16 protein-coding genes are annotated in these 14,747 nt (G+C 58.5%); 5 read left to right on the forward strand and 11 right to left on the reverse strand.

The genetic code is table 11. The features are described from left to right. Positions 1-40 precede the first annotated feature (40 nt). Positions 41-1,579 carry a crotonobetaine/carnitine-CoA ligase gene (gene caiC, locus EHO01S_RS06320; protein WP_024523164.1) on the forward strand — a complete coding sequence of 513 codons (1,539 nt, stop codon included), beginning with the start codon at positions 41-43 and terminating at the stop codon, positions 1,577-1,579. Between the two features lie 29 nt (positions 1,580-1,608). After that, on the forward strand, positions 1,609-1,836 hold the full coding sequence (locus EHO01S_RS18210) for a formamidopyrimidine-DNA glycosylase (protein WP_232238236.1): 228 nt from the start codon (positions 1,609-1,611) through the stop codon (positions 1,834-1,836). A 113-nt stretch (positions 1,837-1,949) separates the two neighbouring features. Here the strand turns inward: EHO01S_RS18210 and EHO01S_RS06325 are convergent, their stop codons facing one another. Both EHO01S_RS06325 and EHO01S_RS06330 read right to left on the reverse strand, forming a co-directional pair. After that, positions 1,950-2,561 carry a transglycosylase SLT domain-containing protein gene (locus tag EHO01S_RS06325; protein WP_024523165.1) on the reverse strand — a complete coding sequence of 204 codons (612 nt, stop codon included), beginning with the start codon at positions 2,559-2,561 and terminating at the stop codon, positions 1,950-1,952. A gap of 131 nt (positions 2,562-2,692) precedes the next feature. Next, positions 2,693-3,724, reverse strand: a complete 1,032-nt coding sequence (locus EHO01S_RS06330) for a HoxN/HupN/NixA family nickel/cobalt transporter (protein ID WP_024523166.1) — start codon at positions 3,722-3,724, stop codon at positions 2,693-2,695. A 302-nt stretch (positions 3,725-4,026) separates the two neighbouring features. Here EHO01S_RS06330 and EHO01S_RS06335 point away from each other — a divergent pair, with 302 nt between their 5' ends. The 3 genes from EHO01S_RS06335 to tatE all read left to right on the forward strand — a co-directional run bounded on the left by EHO01S_RS06335 (position 4,027) and on the right by tatE (position 5,844). Further along, entirely contained in the window at positions 4,027-4,944 is a 918-nt protein-coding gene (locus EHO01S_RS06335) for an aldo/keto reductase (protein ID WP_024523167.1), read from the forward strand. 155 nt (positions 4,945-5,099) lie between these two features. Beyond that, positions 5,100-5,429, forward strand: coding sequence for a hypothetical protein (locus EHO01S_RS06340; protein WP_024523168.1), 330 nt, complete (start codon positions 5,100-5,102; stop codon positions 5,427-5,429). Between the two features lie 214 nt (positions 5,430-5,643). Further along, positions 5,644-5,844 carry a twin-arginine translocase subunit TatE gene (gene tatE / locus EHO01S_RS06345; RefSeq protein WP_024523169.1) on the forward strand — a complete coding sequence of 67 codons (201 nt, stop codon included), beginning with the start codon at positions 5,644-5,646 and terminating at the stop codon, positions 5,842-5,844. Between the two features lie 269 nt (positions 5,845-6,113). On the opposite strand, the gene lipA is transcribed toward tatE, so the two are convergent. From lipA to rsfS, 9 genes are all read right to left on the reverse strand, one after another. Further along, on the reverse strand, positions 6,114-7,079 hold the full coding sequence (gene lipA / locus EHO01S_RS06350) for a lipoyl synthase (RefSeq protein ID WP_024523170.1): 966 nt from the start codon (positions 7,077-7,079) through the stop codon (positions 6,114-6,116). After that, a complete protein-coding gene (lipB, locus tag EHO01S_RS06355; protein WP_035370281.1) occupies positions 7,072-7,740 on the reverse strand; it encodes a lipoyl(octanoyl) transferase LipB in 669 nt (222 codons plus the stop codon). Before lipB ends, lipA begins: the two co-directional genes overlap by 8 nt. A 144-nt stretch (positions 7,741-7,884) precedes the next feature. Then, on the reverse strand, positions 7,885-8,148 hold the full coding sequence (ybeD, locus tag EHO01S_RS06360; RefSeq protein ID WP_012849475.1) for a DUF493 family protein YbeD: 264 nt from the start codon (positions 8,146-8,148) through the stop codon (positions 7,885-7,887). A gap of 113 nt (positions 8,149-8,261) precedes the next feature. Continuing rightward, a complete protein-coding gene (dacA, locus tag EHO01S_RS06365; RefSeq protein ID WP_024523172.1) occupies positions 8,262-9,473 on the reverse strand; it encodes a D-alanyl-D-alanine carboxypeptidase DacA in 1,212 nt (403 codons plus the stop codon). Between the two features lie 150 nt (positions 9,474-9,623). Beyond that, positions 9,624-10,754, reverse strand: a complete 1,131-nt coding sequence (gene rlpA / locus EHO01S_RS06370; RefSeq protein ID WP_035370284.1) for an endolytic peptidoglycan transglycosylase RlpA — start codon at positions 10,752-10,754, stop codon at positions 9,624-9,626. An 8-nt stretch (positions 10,755-10,762) separates the two neighbouring features. Then, positions 10,763-11,875, reverse strand: coding sequence for a peptidoglycan glycosyltransferase MrdB (gene mrdB / locus EHO01S_RS06375; protein WP_024523174.1), 1,113 nt, complete (start codon positions 11,873-11,875; stop codon positions 10,763-10,765). An 18-nt stretch (positions 11,876-11,893) separates the two neighbouring features. After that, positions 11,894-13,789: a peptidoglycan DD-transpeptidase MrdA gene (mrdA, locus tag EHO01S_RS06380; RefSeq protein ID WP_024523175.1), complete on the reverse strand. Its 1,896-nt coding sequence runs from the start codon at positions 13,787-13,789 to the stop codon at positions 11,894-11,896. Between the two features lie 66 nt (positions 13,790-13,855). Next, complete coding sequence (rlmH, locus tag EHO01S_RS06385) at positions 13,856-14,326, reverse strand: 23S rRNA (pseudouridine(1915)-N(3))-methyltransferase RlmH (protein WP_024523176.1); 471 nt, start codon at positions 14,324-14,326, stop codon at positions 13,856-13,858. 4 nt (positions 14,327-14,330) lie between these two features. Then, entirely contained in the window at positions 14,331-14,648 is a 318-nt protein-coding gene (rsfS, locus tag EHO01S_RS06390) for a ribosome silencing factor (protein WP_024523177.1), read from the reverse strand. Between the last annotated feature and the right edge of the window lie 99 nt (positions 14,649-14,747).

The raw sequence follows: 14,747 nt of genomic DNA on the forward strand, positions 1-14,747 counted from the left end.
AGGGGATAGCCTGTCGGCGATGACGGTAGCGAGAGGGACTATGGATATGATCGGGGATGCCACCCTGCGGGATGTGTGGCAGGCGCGCGCGCGCGACCAGGGGGAACAGTGTGCCTTGGTATATGAGGATCGCGACGGGGCGACGCAAGAGTACAGTTACCGCCAGATGCAGGTGGAGATCGTCAAGACGGCCAACCTGTTCTTGTCATTGGGGGTCGAGAAAGGGGAGCGGGTGGGGTTGCAGATGCGCAACTGCCCGGAGTTTTTGTTCTGTTGGTTTGGCTTGGCCTATATCGGTGCTATCGCCGTGCCGATCAACACGGGTTATACCGCCGAGGAGTGCGAGTATCTGCTAGCGCGTTGTGGTGTCTCTCTCTTGGTCTGTCAGGCGGAGTTTTTGCCGCTGTATCACCGCACTCGCCCTGTGCTGCGCCATATCTTGAGCTGGGGAGCGGGTCAGGCGCAGGACTTCACGACCGCACGCGGCGTCCAAGCGGAAACCTTGTGCCGCACGGTGGCGCTCAGTAGTGACGATGTGGCCGAGATCCTATTTACTTCTGGAACCACCTCGGCGCCGAAAGGGGTCGAATTGACCCATGCCAATCTGCTGTTTGGCGGTCACTATACCGCTTGGCAGGGGCAGATGACGGCGCGCGATCGTTATCTGAGCTGTATGCCTAACTTCCACATCGATTTTCAATGCAGCGCGGCGATGCCGATGCTGATGACCGGCGGCACCTTGATCCTGTTGGAAAAGTACAGCGCCCGTCGCTTCTGGCGTCAGATCTGCCTGCATCGTGCCACTTTCAGTCACGCCATTCCATTGATCGTCCGCACGCTGATGCTCCAACCGGTGCGTGCCTGGGAACGTCACCACTGTCTGCGCGATCTGTTCTTTTACCTCAATATCAGCTTGGCGGAGAAGCGCGAATTCGAGCGGCGCTTTGCGGTGTCGTTGTTTAACTCCTACGGCATGACCGAGACGGTGGTCGGCGCCATCGGCGATACGCCAGGCCGCGAACGGCGCTATCCATCGATCGGTCGGCCAGGGATGGGCTATCAGGCGCGCATCGTCGATGCCCAGGGGCGGCCATTGCCGCCGCATCAGATCGGTGAGATCTGCTTGCGTGGCGTCGCCGGTCGCACCCTGTTTAAGGGCTATTATGACGATCCGCAGGCGACTGCCCGTCTGTTGCGCGAGGATGGGTGGTTGTACACCGGCGATACCGGCTATTACGATGATGAAGGCTGGTTCTATTTTGTCGATCGGGCGGTGAATCTGATTAAGCGCGCAGGAGAAAACGTCGCTTCCAGCGAGGTGGAGCGCGTACTGGAGCGCCATCCTGCGGTGTGTGAAGCGGCGGTGATCGGGGTTGAGGATGCGTTGCGCGATCAAGCGGTGAAAGCCATCGTTCAACTGATGCCGGGCGCCGAGGTAGCGGCCCAGACGCTGATCGAACATTGTGCGATGCATCTGGCTGCCTTCAAGGTGCCGACCCTCTTGGAATTCGTGACGGCGTTTCCGCGTACCTGCTCCGGCAAGGTTGACAAGAAACGCCTACGATTGTGTAGTGGTTGACGTCGCCGAGTGAGTGGAGAGAAGCGCGCATGTTACACAGGAAGTTGCCCGCCCGCGTCGATCAGGCGCGAGAGGAGACGGGGACGGAAGCGCGGGAAAATGCGGTGCAAGGGCTGCTGGCATTGCGTTATGCCGCTTGCGCCCGTTGTGGCCGGCGCATTCGCGTCCGTCTGCACAGCGTGTTAAGTCGTTGCCATACCTGGTGTCCTTATTGCCGAGAAAACGTGCCGCTGTGTCGTCCCTCTCTCGCCGAGTAGGCGTAGGCCTGCGAGGGGGCGGATGCGCGGCGTCCGGCGAGAGGCGTCGGCATGCTATCCGCTCTCCAGAGAGGAGGCCGCGGCCTGACGGTCATATGTGTCGCGCCGCTGGCTCAGAGATTGCGGTAGGCGGTTTCAACCTTTTGCATATAGCGTGGTGCCTGGGCGGCAGGATGATGCTGGCGTACATGCCAGTGAAAGGCGGCTGGGCTGAGGCGGTTGATCATGGCGATGGCCGTTTGGCGATTCGAGGAGAAGGTGCGCAGTAACGCCCCGGCACCGTTGGCATAGGCTACCTCGGTGGCATAACGGCGAGTGAGAGGATCGTTGATCCAGTACAGCTGTTGATTTTGTAAAGCGCCGAGGTAGGCGGCACCGAGCTGAATGTTGGTGGCGGGATCGAACAGTTCATCGCGGTCCGGGCAGCCGCGCTTTCCCTGGTAACGGTAGGCGTCGCAACCTGCACCATCGGCCTTTAATTGCATCAGCCCGATGGCGTTGGAGGGGCTGACGGCGTTGGGATTATAGGACGATTCCACCTGGATGATAGCCTTGATCAGCTTGGGGTCGAGACGGTATTGCGCCGCTGCCGCCTGGATCATGCCATCGTAGGCATTGGGGTTATCGTTGGCTGCCGGTCGATGATGACGGCTGGAGCAGCCAGCTAGCATCAGCAGCAGTACGCCGATGCAGATCATAGAGATACGTTGCGTGGTGTGTGTCATGAACTGGTGTCTCGCACTGGCCGCTGTAGCGACCGCTTCTCCCTGTGTCCGACCGCCGGCGGCGAGGCGCGGCGGTTCGACCTAGGATCATAGCGTGAATGCCGGTGTAGATCACGACACCAATTGTAACTTTACTCGACGCTCGCGGTCGCGATGCGATCGTAGCCGCGCCAGCGGTAGTTGAGTAGCGACAGTAGCCAGAACAAAATGAAGCCGCCGATAACCCAGAAGCCGACGTTGCCCATCTGGTCGTTGAGGCGTCCGATTAACTGCCAGAATTCCCCCTGTAGTTGCAGGCTGTCGGCGATCAGCCCCAACGCCTCCAATCCGCCAATCACCAGTGCCACGCCCACCGAGGCGGCGGTGATGGTCATGTTATAGTACAGCTTGCGGATGGGGTGAGAGAAGGCCCAGCCGTAGGCACCGACCATGACAAAATTATCCAGCGAGTCGACTAGTGCCATGCCGGCGGTGAATAAGGCCGGAAAGATCATCAGCGACCAGAGTGAGAGGCCGTGCGTGGCGGCGGAGGCTGAGATCCCCAGCAGGCCGACTTCGGTGGCGGTATCGAACCCTAGTCCGAATAGGAAGCCGACCGGGTACATATGCCAACTCTGGTTCACCAAGCGAAAGGTCCGCTGAAACAGGCGCGTCATCACTCCGCCGGGCAGGGGCATATCGGCCGCCAACGTGCTGTCTTGCCCACCGTTCCGGGTGAGGTGGCGGAATTGGCGCCAGACGCCGAATAGGATGTGTAGATTCAGCAGCGCCATGGCCAGCAGGAACAGCGCCGATACCGCGGTACCGATCAGCCCTCCGTATTGATGCAGGCTATCGATGCGATCGCGGAAGGCAAGCGAGGTGAGGACGATAGCCAGACAGGCGAGCACTACGATGGTGGAGTGGCCGAGAGAGAAGAAGGCACCGACGCCCAGTGGACGTTTTCCCTGCTGCATCAGCTTGCGTGTCACCGCATCGATGGCGGCGATGTGATCGGCATCGACCGCATGGCGTAGGCCGAAGCCATAGGCCAATAGCGCCGCGCTCATCATGACGGCGTGTTGGTGAAAGGCCATGAAGGCCCATAGCCAGGCGGCGAGATTGACGGCGATGAGTAGGGCCAGTAGGGCCAGTCCGCGTTGTTTATCTGAGATCCCTTGCATGATGTGGTGTGTCTCCCGTGACGGCCGACGTTTCGCCCGGCCAATGATTCCGTGCCAGCTCCGTGCCGGCGTTTGTCTAGTGCGCCGCGTTATCGCAGGCGGTGTGGCGCTGGAGTAAAAATGTATGATCTTTTTACTAAATTGTCATAATGGTAAACGTATATCTTTGTTACAGATTGTGCGATAAATGTTACGCCGTCAGCGGCGGATTGGCGGTCACTGTGGCATAGTGTTTCCTTGCTACGTGATAGGGTAGAGACCCTAAGCCGCCGGGTACCGTCCCGCAGAGACAGGAGTGAGTGATGAAACAACTGACATTGGGCGCCGCTGGCCCACAGGTATCCGCTATCGCATTAGGCTGCATGCGCTTGACAACGTTGGATGACGTTCAAGCCGCCAGCCTGATCGATCAGGCGCTGGCACTGGGGATCAACGTGTTCGACCATGCGGATATTTACGGTGCGGGAGAGTGTGAACGGCGTTTTGCCCGCGCCGTCCGCGCCCAAGGGGCGCGGCGTGAGACGATGTTTATCCAATCCAAATGCGGCATTCGCAGCGGATTTTATGACAGTTCCTATCGTCATATCCTGGACTCGGTCGATGGCATCCTCCAGCGTTTGCAGTGTGACTATCTGGATATGTTGTTGCTACATCGTCCCGACACCCTCATTGAGCCGCAAGAAGTGGCCGAGGCCTTTGCCCGGCTGGTGGAGCAGGGGAAGGTGCGCTCGTTCGGTGTCTCTAACTATGGGCCGCTACAGTTGGCGTTGTTGCAGAAGTTTCTGCCACAACCGCTGCGGGTCAACCAGATGCAGTTCGGCATCGCGCATGGCGGCATGGTGCGCAGCGGCATCAATGTGAATGTCGAGAGTGAGGCGGCCATCGATCGTAGCGGCGATGTGTTGCACTATTGTCGTCTGCACGACATCACCCTTCAGGTCTGGTCGCCGTTCCAATTCGGCATGTTCAGCGGAGTCTTCCTCGATCACCCTGACTTTAGCGAGCTTAACCAAACGTTGGCGACGATCGCTGCCGAGTATGGCGTCAGTAAGACGACCTTGGCGACGGCGTGGATTTTGCGCCATCCGGCGCAGATGCAGGTTATCGCGGGGAGTATGAATCCGGCACGTCTGGCGCAGATAAGCCAGGCGTGCACCGTGAATTTAAGCCGTGAGACTTGGTATCAGATTTATCGGGCGGCAGGTAATCCGTTACCGTAACATCGCGCGAGAGAATTCGGATTTTCGCTGAATTTCCGCAGCTTCCTCCGGCAAAGGGTCGCATTTATTCACCAAGCTAACTATGATGGCGGAGGTAGACGAGAAGCGTATTGGTGTGGTGCGGTGACGGTGCGCGCCGTCCGGGGGAAGGTGTCATGTCTGACTTGGAAGTACAACTGCGGAATTCATTGGCGGCGCTGGATGATTTGAAAGTGAGTTTTGAGCAGCAGCGCCAGGTCTGGCAGCAAGAGTGTGAGGGAATGCGCATGCAGTTGGCGCAGGCGCGTCAACGCGAGGCGGCGTTACTGCAACAGAATGAGCAGCTCACCCGCAAGTTGGTCGATCTCGGTTCGTTGCCGGAGAATAATAGCCTACTACGCCAGTTTAAAATCGTGGGGAGCCATATTGAAGCGTTAGCGCGCGATGCGGCGGCGTTTAATGCTTACCTGGCGACTTTACAGCCGCACGATATCAATCATCCCTGATCCTCTCATGCAGGCCGGGCCACATCTGCGCTCGGCGTCTTTTTTATCTTCCACGCTGGTGTGAGCGAGCCTGGCCGTCATCCTGGGTCGTTTAACTCTGTTACATCTTGGTTTTGCGCCGTTAGCCATTTTTACGGTTAATAACTCAGGTTTACTGTGGTGCTGTTTCTTCAGCCGCCTGAGCGGTGCTGTACACAACATTAAGAAGGTATTTATGGAAGGTATTAGTATTACCAAGCTTCTGGTTATTGCCGTGCTGATCGTCTTACTGTTTGGGACCAATAAGCTGCGTACGCTAGGCTCCGATCTCGGCGCAGCACTGAAGGGATTTAAGAAGGCGATGAACGATGAGACGCCGGCGGCTAAGAAAAACACGAACGATGATGCGACGCCGCGAGTCGAGCATAAAGAGTAATCCGCTTAGCCGATGTCAGCGTGACGGGCGCGGGGAAGCGGGAACAGGGCAAAGTTGTAACCAGTTTTGTCCATGCGACAACGTAGACAATATAAAGGGCTGACACTGTCAGCCCTTTGTCATTATCGCTCGCACAGCCAGAAGGTATCGGCTGGGCTGCATTCTTCCCTTGCTGGTTAGCGCTGGTCACTCCTCTACGTCACCACCCGCTACCGCCTACATTGATAGCGCCAGAGCTGAGCACCTCGCGCGGCCCTGGTAGAGCGTGCTTACTTGACCTCGATACCTTGCGCCTGGAGATCGGCGTGGTAAGAAGAGCGTACGAAAGGGCCACAGGCGGCATGAGTGAAGCCCATCGCTAACGCCGCCGCTTTCATTTCGGCGAACTCATCTGGACTGACATAGCGCTGCACCGGCAGGTGATGGCGACTGGGTTGCAGGTATTGTCCCAGGGTCAGCATAGTCACACCATGCGCGCGCAGATCGCGCATCACTTCGATGATCTCCTGGTTGGTCTCGCCCAGCCCAACCATCAAACCAGACTTGGTCGGGATATCCGGATGGCACTGTTTAAACTGTTGTAACAGGCGCAGCGACCACGCGTAATTGGCGCCGGGACGTACTTGGCGATAGAGACGCGGAATGTTTTCCAGGTTGTGGTTAAACACGTCCGGCGGATTAGCGCTGAGGATCTCCAGGGCGCGATCCATCCGGCCACGGAAATCCGGCACCAGGGTTTCGATGCGGATCTGCGGGCTCTTGGCTCGGATGGCACGGATGCAGTCGGCGAAGTGCTGGGCGCCGCCGTCGCGCAGATCGTCGCGATCGACGGAGGTGATCACCACGTAACGTAACCCCATGTCGGAGATGGTTTGAGCCAGTTTTTCCGGCTCATGCGCATCCGGTGCCAGCGGGCGACCATGCGCCACGTCGCAGAACGGGCAACGACGGGTACAGATGGCGCCGAGGATCATGAAGGTGGCGGTGCCGTGGTTAAAACACTCGGCCAAGTTGGGGCAGGAGGCTTCTTCGCATACCGAATGTAGGCCATTCTTACGCATCGCCGCCTTGATGCCCTGAATGCGGCTGGAATCGGCCGGCAGTTTGATCTTCATCCATTCCGGCTTACGCAGTAGTTGCTCGCGCTCGACGGCGACGGATTTTACCGGGATCAACGCCATCTTGTCGGCGTCGCGGTATTTGACGCCACGCTCCATCTGAATTGGTTTACTCATAATCTTGCGGATTCCACTGGCTGTGCTCGAGCCGATGATAGCCGAGCAGTTGGGTAAAATGGTGTACCAGGCGGGGCTGGATCTGCGCCAGGGTGGCGCCGGGTTTCAGATCGCTGACCTGCGTCATCTGCAATCCGGCATAGCCACAGGGATTGATTCGCTGGAAGGGGGCGAGATCCATGGCGATGTTCAGCGCTAAGCCATGGAAAGAGCACCCCTTGCGGATACGCAGACCGAGGGAGCAGATCTTCTTGCCATCGACATAAACGCCGGGGGCATCGGGACGCGGGTAGGCGTCTATGTCCCACTCGCCCAGAGTGCGCACCACGCTCTCCTCCAGCGCCGTGACCAGGTCGCGGACGCCGCAATGATGGCGGCGCAGATCGAGCAGGACATACATCACTTGCTGGCCGGGCCCATGGTAGGTGACCTGACCGCCACGATCGCTTTGGATCACCGGAATATCGCCGGGATTGAGCAGATGCTCGGCCTTGCCGGCTTGCCCTTGGGTAAACACGGCGGGATGCTCGACCAACCACAACTCATCTGGGGTATCGTGGCGGCGGCGATCGGTGAAAGTATGCATCGCTTGGGATACCGGCGCATAAGGCTGCAACCCCAGTTGACGCAGTATGAGAGTCTGTTGTTGCAATGGCGTCATCTTCAGGTTAAAAAATTGGTAAGGCCATTATACCGAGAGTCGCCCTCAGTCACCAGTGGCCGGGGGCAAAAAAGCGCGGCCCGGTAAGGCGATCATGCCGTACCGGGCCGCGACAAATGCTGTATTTTGGTTAATTAACTGTAATTACAGAACCATGCGGACGATCTCAATGTTGCCCAGCTCTTCGTACAGCGTCTCGACCTGCTCGATATGGGTTGCATTGATGGTGATGGAAACCGAGTGGTAGTTTCCCTTGCTACTCGGCTTCACCTGCGGGGTGTAGTCGCCCGGCGCATGGCGCTGTACTACTTCGACAACCTGATCGACCAGCTCAGGCTGTGCCAGCCCCATGACTTTATAGGTAAACTCGCACGGGAATTCGAGCAGCTCATTCAGTTTGGTTTTCATCTCAGCTCCAGCGTATTGCACTTTCTACCAATGATAACTCCCGCCGTGGCGGGAGTATGACTTATACAGTATGTGGGGGGCGGGGCGCCATTTTCAAGTCTGGCGCCCAGAAATCAACCAAACCAGCGATGGAACAGTAGCTTGATGTGATCGATCATACGGCTGAAGAAGCCCCCTTCTTTCACTTCGTTCAACACCACTAATGGGCGTTGTTCGATGGTCTTGCCATCCAGTTGGAAGTTGATGGTGCCGACCACCTGATCCTTCGCCAGGGGAGCGTCCAGTTCGTTGCTGTTCAGCACATAACTGGCCTTAAGATCTTTCATCCGCCCGCGCGGGATGGTCAAGTAGACGTCTTTATCGACGCCCAGTTGGGCACGATCGGTATCACCGAACCAAACCGGTTCGGAGGCGAATTCACGTCCGGCCTTCAGCGGCGAGACGGTTTCGAAGAAGCGGAAGCCCCAGGTCAGCAGTTTCTTGCTCTCGGTTTCGCGCCCTTTAAAGGTGCGTCCCCCCATCACGGCGGAGATCAGGCGCATGTTGCCTTCTGTCGCCGAGGCCACTAGGTTGTAGCCGGCAGAGGCGGTATGGCCGGTCTTGATACCGTCCACATTCATACTGGTATCCCACAACAGACCGTTACGGTTCATCTGACGGATATTGTTATAGGTAAACTCTTTCTCTTTATAGATGGCGTATTCGTGCGGCACATCGCGGATCAGTGCTTGGCCGATCAACGCCATGTCGCGCGCGGAGCTGAACTGGCCCGGCGCATCCAGGCCGTGTACCGTCTCAAAGTGCGTATTTTGCAGCCCCAGCGCTTTGACATAGTTGTTCATCAGTCCGACGAAGGCGTCTTGGCTACCGGCGACGTAGTCGGCCATGGCGACGCAGGCGTCGTTACCGGAAACCAGGTTGATGCCGCGGATCAGATTGCCGACGGAAACTTGATCGCCCGGCTTGAGGAACATCAACGAGGAGCCTTGGAACACCGGGTTACCCGTCGCCCAAGCATCTTTGCCGACGGTCACTACGTCATTTTCACCGAATTTACCGGCCTTCATCGCCTGACCGATGACGTAACTGGTCATCATCTTGGTCAGCGAGGCCGGGTTACGCCGTTCATCGGCGTTATGTTCGGCCAGAACCTTGCCGGAGTTGTAGTCGATCAGAATATAGGCTTCGGCATCGATCTGCGGCACACCGGGGATCATGGTCTTCAGATTGACATCGTCGGCGCGCGCCGCGCCGGTGAGAGCCACGGCCAGCAGGCTGCCGGCGGCAACGTATTTCAGGGTTAAAGAAGCAGCTTTGCGTTTCATGATGGGGACTACAACATCCGTGAATTAAAAAGTGACAAACGAGCCACACTATAGCAGATGCAACGTTAACGCATAGTGTGGCAATGGTTTTTTACACAAGCAATATGTGTATAAGTATTGCGTGGCCCACCGGGGTAGGCCACGGACAGGTTAAGGCGCGTTGGTGATAAAGGATTGCTGACCGGCCTCGCTGGATAGGCGGTGTTGCAGCGCGCTGGCCTCGCTACGGGTGGCGAACGGCCCGAGCTGGACACGGAAGATCGCGCCGTTGGCCTCGACCTTGCCCGGCACGGCGAAGCGTTGGCTGAGTTGTTGTTGCCATTGCTGGGCGCGAGTGTGGCTACTGACCGCGCCCACCTGCACCAGGTAGTGGCCGCCGATGGCGCCGCTTACCGCGGCCGCTGCGGATGAGGGATTCACCGTTGCCGGTGTCGCTGCCGGGGGTTGTTCTTCTAGCACGCCGCTACGCAGCGGTTGTGGTGCGCCGAGGAAGCCGCCGCTGTGGCTGGCGGGGGCGCTGAGCGGCATGCTGTCATGTTCATGGTTGGCGGCGAGGCTGGCCGGTGTTGGGTTGCCGATGGTGGCGCCGGCCGGTTGACTCACCGGCTCCGGTGCGGGGGCGCTGCTGGCTGCGGATGGCGCACTGGCCGCGACGGACAGCGCAGGCTCCGCCATGCCGATCTGCGGACGGGCTGGCAGAGCGTAGCTCTGCTTAGCGACGCGGGTACCGATGGTGCCAGGGCCGGAGAGGGTACCATCCGGTGCCACATTGATAAAATCGATACGCACCTTGGTATGCTGAGTGAGGTTTAAACGATTCGCGGCGGCGGTCGATAGATCGATGATCCGCCCAGGGGTATAGGGGCCGCGATCGTTGATACGCACCACCAAGCGGCGGCCATTAGCCAGGTTGGTGACGCGTACATAGCTGGGGATCGGCAAGGTCGGGTGCGCCGCCGTCATCGCCTCCGGATTGAACTGTTCACCACTGGCGGTGACATTGCCGCGGTTCTCCTCGCCATAGCTCGCCGCCAGGCCGATTTGCGAGAAATTACTCGGATCCTTGACGATGGTATAACGTTGGCCGTTACGGCTGTAATCCTGGTTGGCACTGGGAATATAGGGTTCGTAGCGCGGTTCGATGCCGGGGATCTCGACGACGGGCCCGTTATAGGCCGGCTGCGGCGGCGCCTGGATCACGCCGTCGTCGTGGGTGGTACAACCCGCCAGGATCAGGCAGGCCAAGCTCAGACTGAGCCAGGATTTGTGCGCCATTCGCATCGCGACCTCTACAGATTTTTGGATAACATTTTGCGATGGGTATGGATCGACATCACGATACCAAACCCGGCCATCAGGACGATCAACGCCGAGCCACCATAGCTGACTAGGGGCAAAGGTACGCCAACCACGGGTAAAATGCCACTGACCATCCCGATATTAACGAAAACATAAACGAATAGAATCAACATTAAACCGCCGACCATTACCCGGCCGAAGGTGGTCTGTGCCCGGGCAGCGATATACAGGCCGCGTATGATGATCAGCAGGTATAGCGCCAGCAGCAGCAGCACGCCGAATAACCCCAACTCCTCGGCCAGTACGGCGAAGATAAAGTCAGTGTGGCGCTCTGGTAAGAACTCCAGTTGCGACTGCGTGCCGTGTAGCCAGCCCTTACCGCTCAAGCCACCGGAGCCGATGGCGATCTTGGATTGAATGATGTGATATCCGGCGCCCAGCGGGTCACTCTCCGGATCGAGCAGCATCATCACGCGGTCGCGTTGGTAGTCATGCATCAAGAAGAACCACAACACCGGGATGAAGGCGGCGACCAAGATCACCGCCAAGCCGATAAGACGCCAGCTCATGCCGGCGAGGAACAGGATAAACAGTCCAGAGGCGGCGACCAAGATCGAGGTACCCAAGTCGGGTTGGGCGGCGACCAGCAGGGTCGGCAGGAAGATCAGGATCAAGGCGATGCCGGTATGCTTGAGCGAGGGGGGACAGACATCACGGTTGATGAAGCGGGCCACCATCAGCGGTACGGCGATCTTGGCGATTTCCGACGGTTGGAAGCGGACGAAGCCGAGATCCAGCCAGCGTTGCGCGCCTTTACTAATCTGGCCGAAGGCATCCACCAGGATCAACAGGATGACGCAGAAGATATACAGGTAGGGGGCCCAGTGCTCATAGACGCGCGGCGGGATCTGTGCCATGACCAGCATGACCACTAACCCCATCACGATTTGGCCGATCTTGCGCTCCATCATGCCCATATCCTGGCCGCTGGCGCTCCACATCACGATGGCGCTATAGACCAGTACCGCCAGGATACAGAGCAGGAAAGGCAGATCGATGTGCATCTTGGCCCAGATTGAGCGCTTTTGTTGATTCTCAGTCATGGTGAATCCGTATGCCTATCAGTCACCCTCCACGCCGGGAGGCGCGGGGGTGGCGTTGGGAAGCTGGGTATTGTCATCGCCCAGCATGATGTGATCCAGGATCTGGCGCATGATGGTGCCGACGGCCGGACCGGCACCGCCGTTCTCCAGAATGATCGCCACCGACACCTGCGGATTATCGTAGGGAGCGAAGGCGGTCATCAGCTTATGGTCGCGCAAGTGTTCGGCGATGGTATGCGCGTTGTAGGTCTCGTAGCCGAAGACTTGAGCGGTACCGGACTTGGCGGCGATTTTATAAGGGGCGCCGCTGAAGTATTTATAACCGGTGCCGTTGGGGCGGTTAGCCACGCCAAACATGCCGTCTTTGGCGATCTCCCAAAAACCGGAATGGATGTCGCCGATCTGCTGGCTTTCCTGCTGACGGAACGGCACCAACTGACCGTTGATGCGGGTGCTCAGCAGCAGGTGCGGGACCTTGACGTTGCCATCGTTAATCAGGATGTTCAGCGCCTTTGCCATCTGGATCGGGGTGGCGGTCCAATAGCCCTGACCGATACCGACCGGGATGGTATCGCCTTGATACCAGGGTTTCTTGTAACGCTTAAGCTTCCACTCACGGGTCGGCATCAGCCCGGAGCGCTCCTCTGAGAGATCGATGCCGGTGTACTGGCCATAGCCGAATTTACTGAGCCACTCGCTCAGCCGATCGATCCCCATGTCATAGGCCACCTGGTAGAAGAAGGTATCCGCCGACTCCTCCAGCGCTTTGGTGACGTTTAGTCGTCCATGCCCCCATTTCTTCCAGTCGCGGAAGCGCTTCTCCGAGCCGGGCAACTGCCACCAGCCGGGATCGAACAGGGTGGTGTTACGCGAGATCACCCCGGCGCTCATCGCCGAGACCGCGACATAGGGTTTCACCGTTGAGGCAGGCGGATAGACCCCCTGGGTCGCACGGTTGATCAGCGGACGATTGGCGTCGTTGAGCAGGGCGCGGTAGTCCTTGCTGGAGATACCGTCGACAAACAGGTTCGGATCATAGCTGGGCGTAGAAACCAGCGCCAGGATGCCACCGGTGCGAGGATCGCTGACCACCACCGCGGCACGGCTGCCGACCAGTAACTGCTCGATGTAGCGTTGAAGGTTGAGATCCAGCGTCAGGTAGATATCTTTCCCCGCCTGGGGCGGTTGTTCGTGCAGTTGGCGGATCACCCGCCCCCGGTTGTTGACCTCGACCTCTTCGTAACCGGTCTTGCCGTGCAGCAGATCCTCATAGTAGCGTTCGATGCCCAACTTACCGATGTCGTGGGTGGCGGCATAGTTGGCCAACTTGCCTTCTTTGTCCAGGCGTTCGACGTCTTTATCGTTGATCTTAGAGACATAACCGATGACGTGGGTCAGGGCGGAGCCGTAGGGGTAGTAGCGGCGTTGATAGCCTTTAACCTCGAAGCCGGGAAAGCGGAACTGGTTGACGGCGAAGCGCGCTACCTGCACCTCATTGAGGGCGGTCTTCAGCGGAATCGAGGTAAAGCGCCGCGAGCGCTTACGCTCCTTTTGGAAGTTATCGAGATCCTCATCGCTGAGATCGACGATCGGGCGCAAGGCTGCGATCTGCGCTTGGAGTCCATCGACCTTTTCAGGGATCACCTCCAACTGATAGATGGTACGGTTAAAGGCCAGCGGGGTACCGTTACGATCGTAGATCATCCCGCGGCTGGGGGCGATGGGCACCAGCTTGATACGGTTCTCGTTAGAGCGCGTCTTATAGTCTTCGAAGCGCAGGATCTGGAGGTGATACAGATTGGCGATCAGAACCCCGGTCAGCAGCAGGACACCGGCGAAGGCGACCAGCGCGCGCCGGATGAACAGGGCGGACTCTGCCGAATAGTCACGAAAGGGGTTACGATCTGGTTTCATTCCGTTCCGTCATGCTCTAGCGTATTGCCGGGATTAACATCATTGCCGGCACAGGCCGGCAGGCGATTACTCACGGTGATAAGGATGATTGGCCGTGATGCTCCACGCACGGTAGAGGCTTTCGGCGACTAACACGCGCACCAGTGGGTGCGGCAGCGTCAGCGGTGACAACGACCAGCTCTGTTCGGCCGCCGCTTTGCAGGCCGGCGCTAATCCCTCGGGGCCGCCGATCAACAGGCTTACGTCGCGGCCATCCTGTTTCCAGCGCTCCAATTGCCCGGCCAACGCTGGGGTATCCCACGGCTTGCCGGGAATATCCAGGGTGACGATGCGGTTGCCTTTGCCGACCGCCGCCAGCATCAGTTCGCCCTCTTTCTCCAGGATGCGGCGAATATCGGCGTTTTTGCCGCGTTTACCGGCCGGCACCTCGGTCAGTTCAAACGGCATATCTTTGGGAAAGCGCTTGAGATAGTCGAGAAAGCCGGTTTGTACCCAGTCGGGCATCTTGGTGCCGACCGCCACCAGTTGCAGTTTCACCGCATCAACCCCACAGTTTTTCCAACTCGTACAGGCGGCGGCTCTCTTCTTGCATCACGTGTACGATGATGTCGCCGAGATCGACGACCACCCATTCGGCGCCATTTTGTCCTTCCACGCCCAACGGGATCAGGCCTGCGGCACGGGATGCCTGCACTACATGGTCGGCGATGGACATCACGTGGCGGTTCGAGGTACCGGTGCAGATGATCATGCAGTCGGTGATACTGGATTTGCCACGGACATCGATAGCGACGATCTCTTGCCCCTTCAGGTCATCAATCTTATCAATAACGAAATCTTGGAGTGCTTTACCTTGCAAAGGTTCCCCCTCATCAAACGGTGGATAAAGTTATGCGGTGATAGCCAGGCATCTGACGCACCTCGCTGGGGGAGGTGCGCGTGCCCGCTATGCGTAGCT

The sequence above is a fragment of the Edwardsiella hoshinae NBRC 105699 = ATCC 33379 genome, assembly GCF_000474215.1.
Taxonomy (GTDB): domain Bacteria; phylum Pseudomonadota; class Gammaproteobacteria; order Enterobacterales; family Enterobacteriaceae; genus Edwardsiella; species Edwardsiella hoshinae.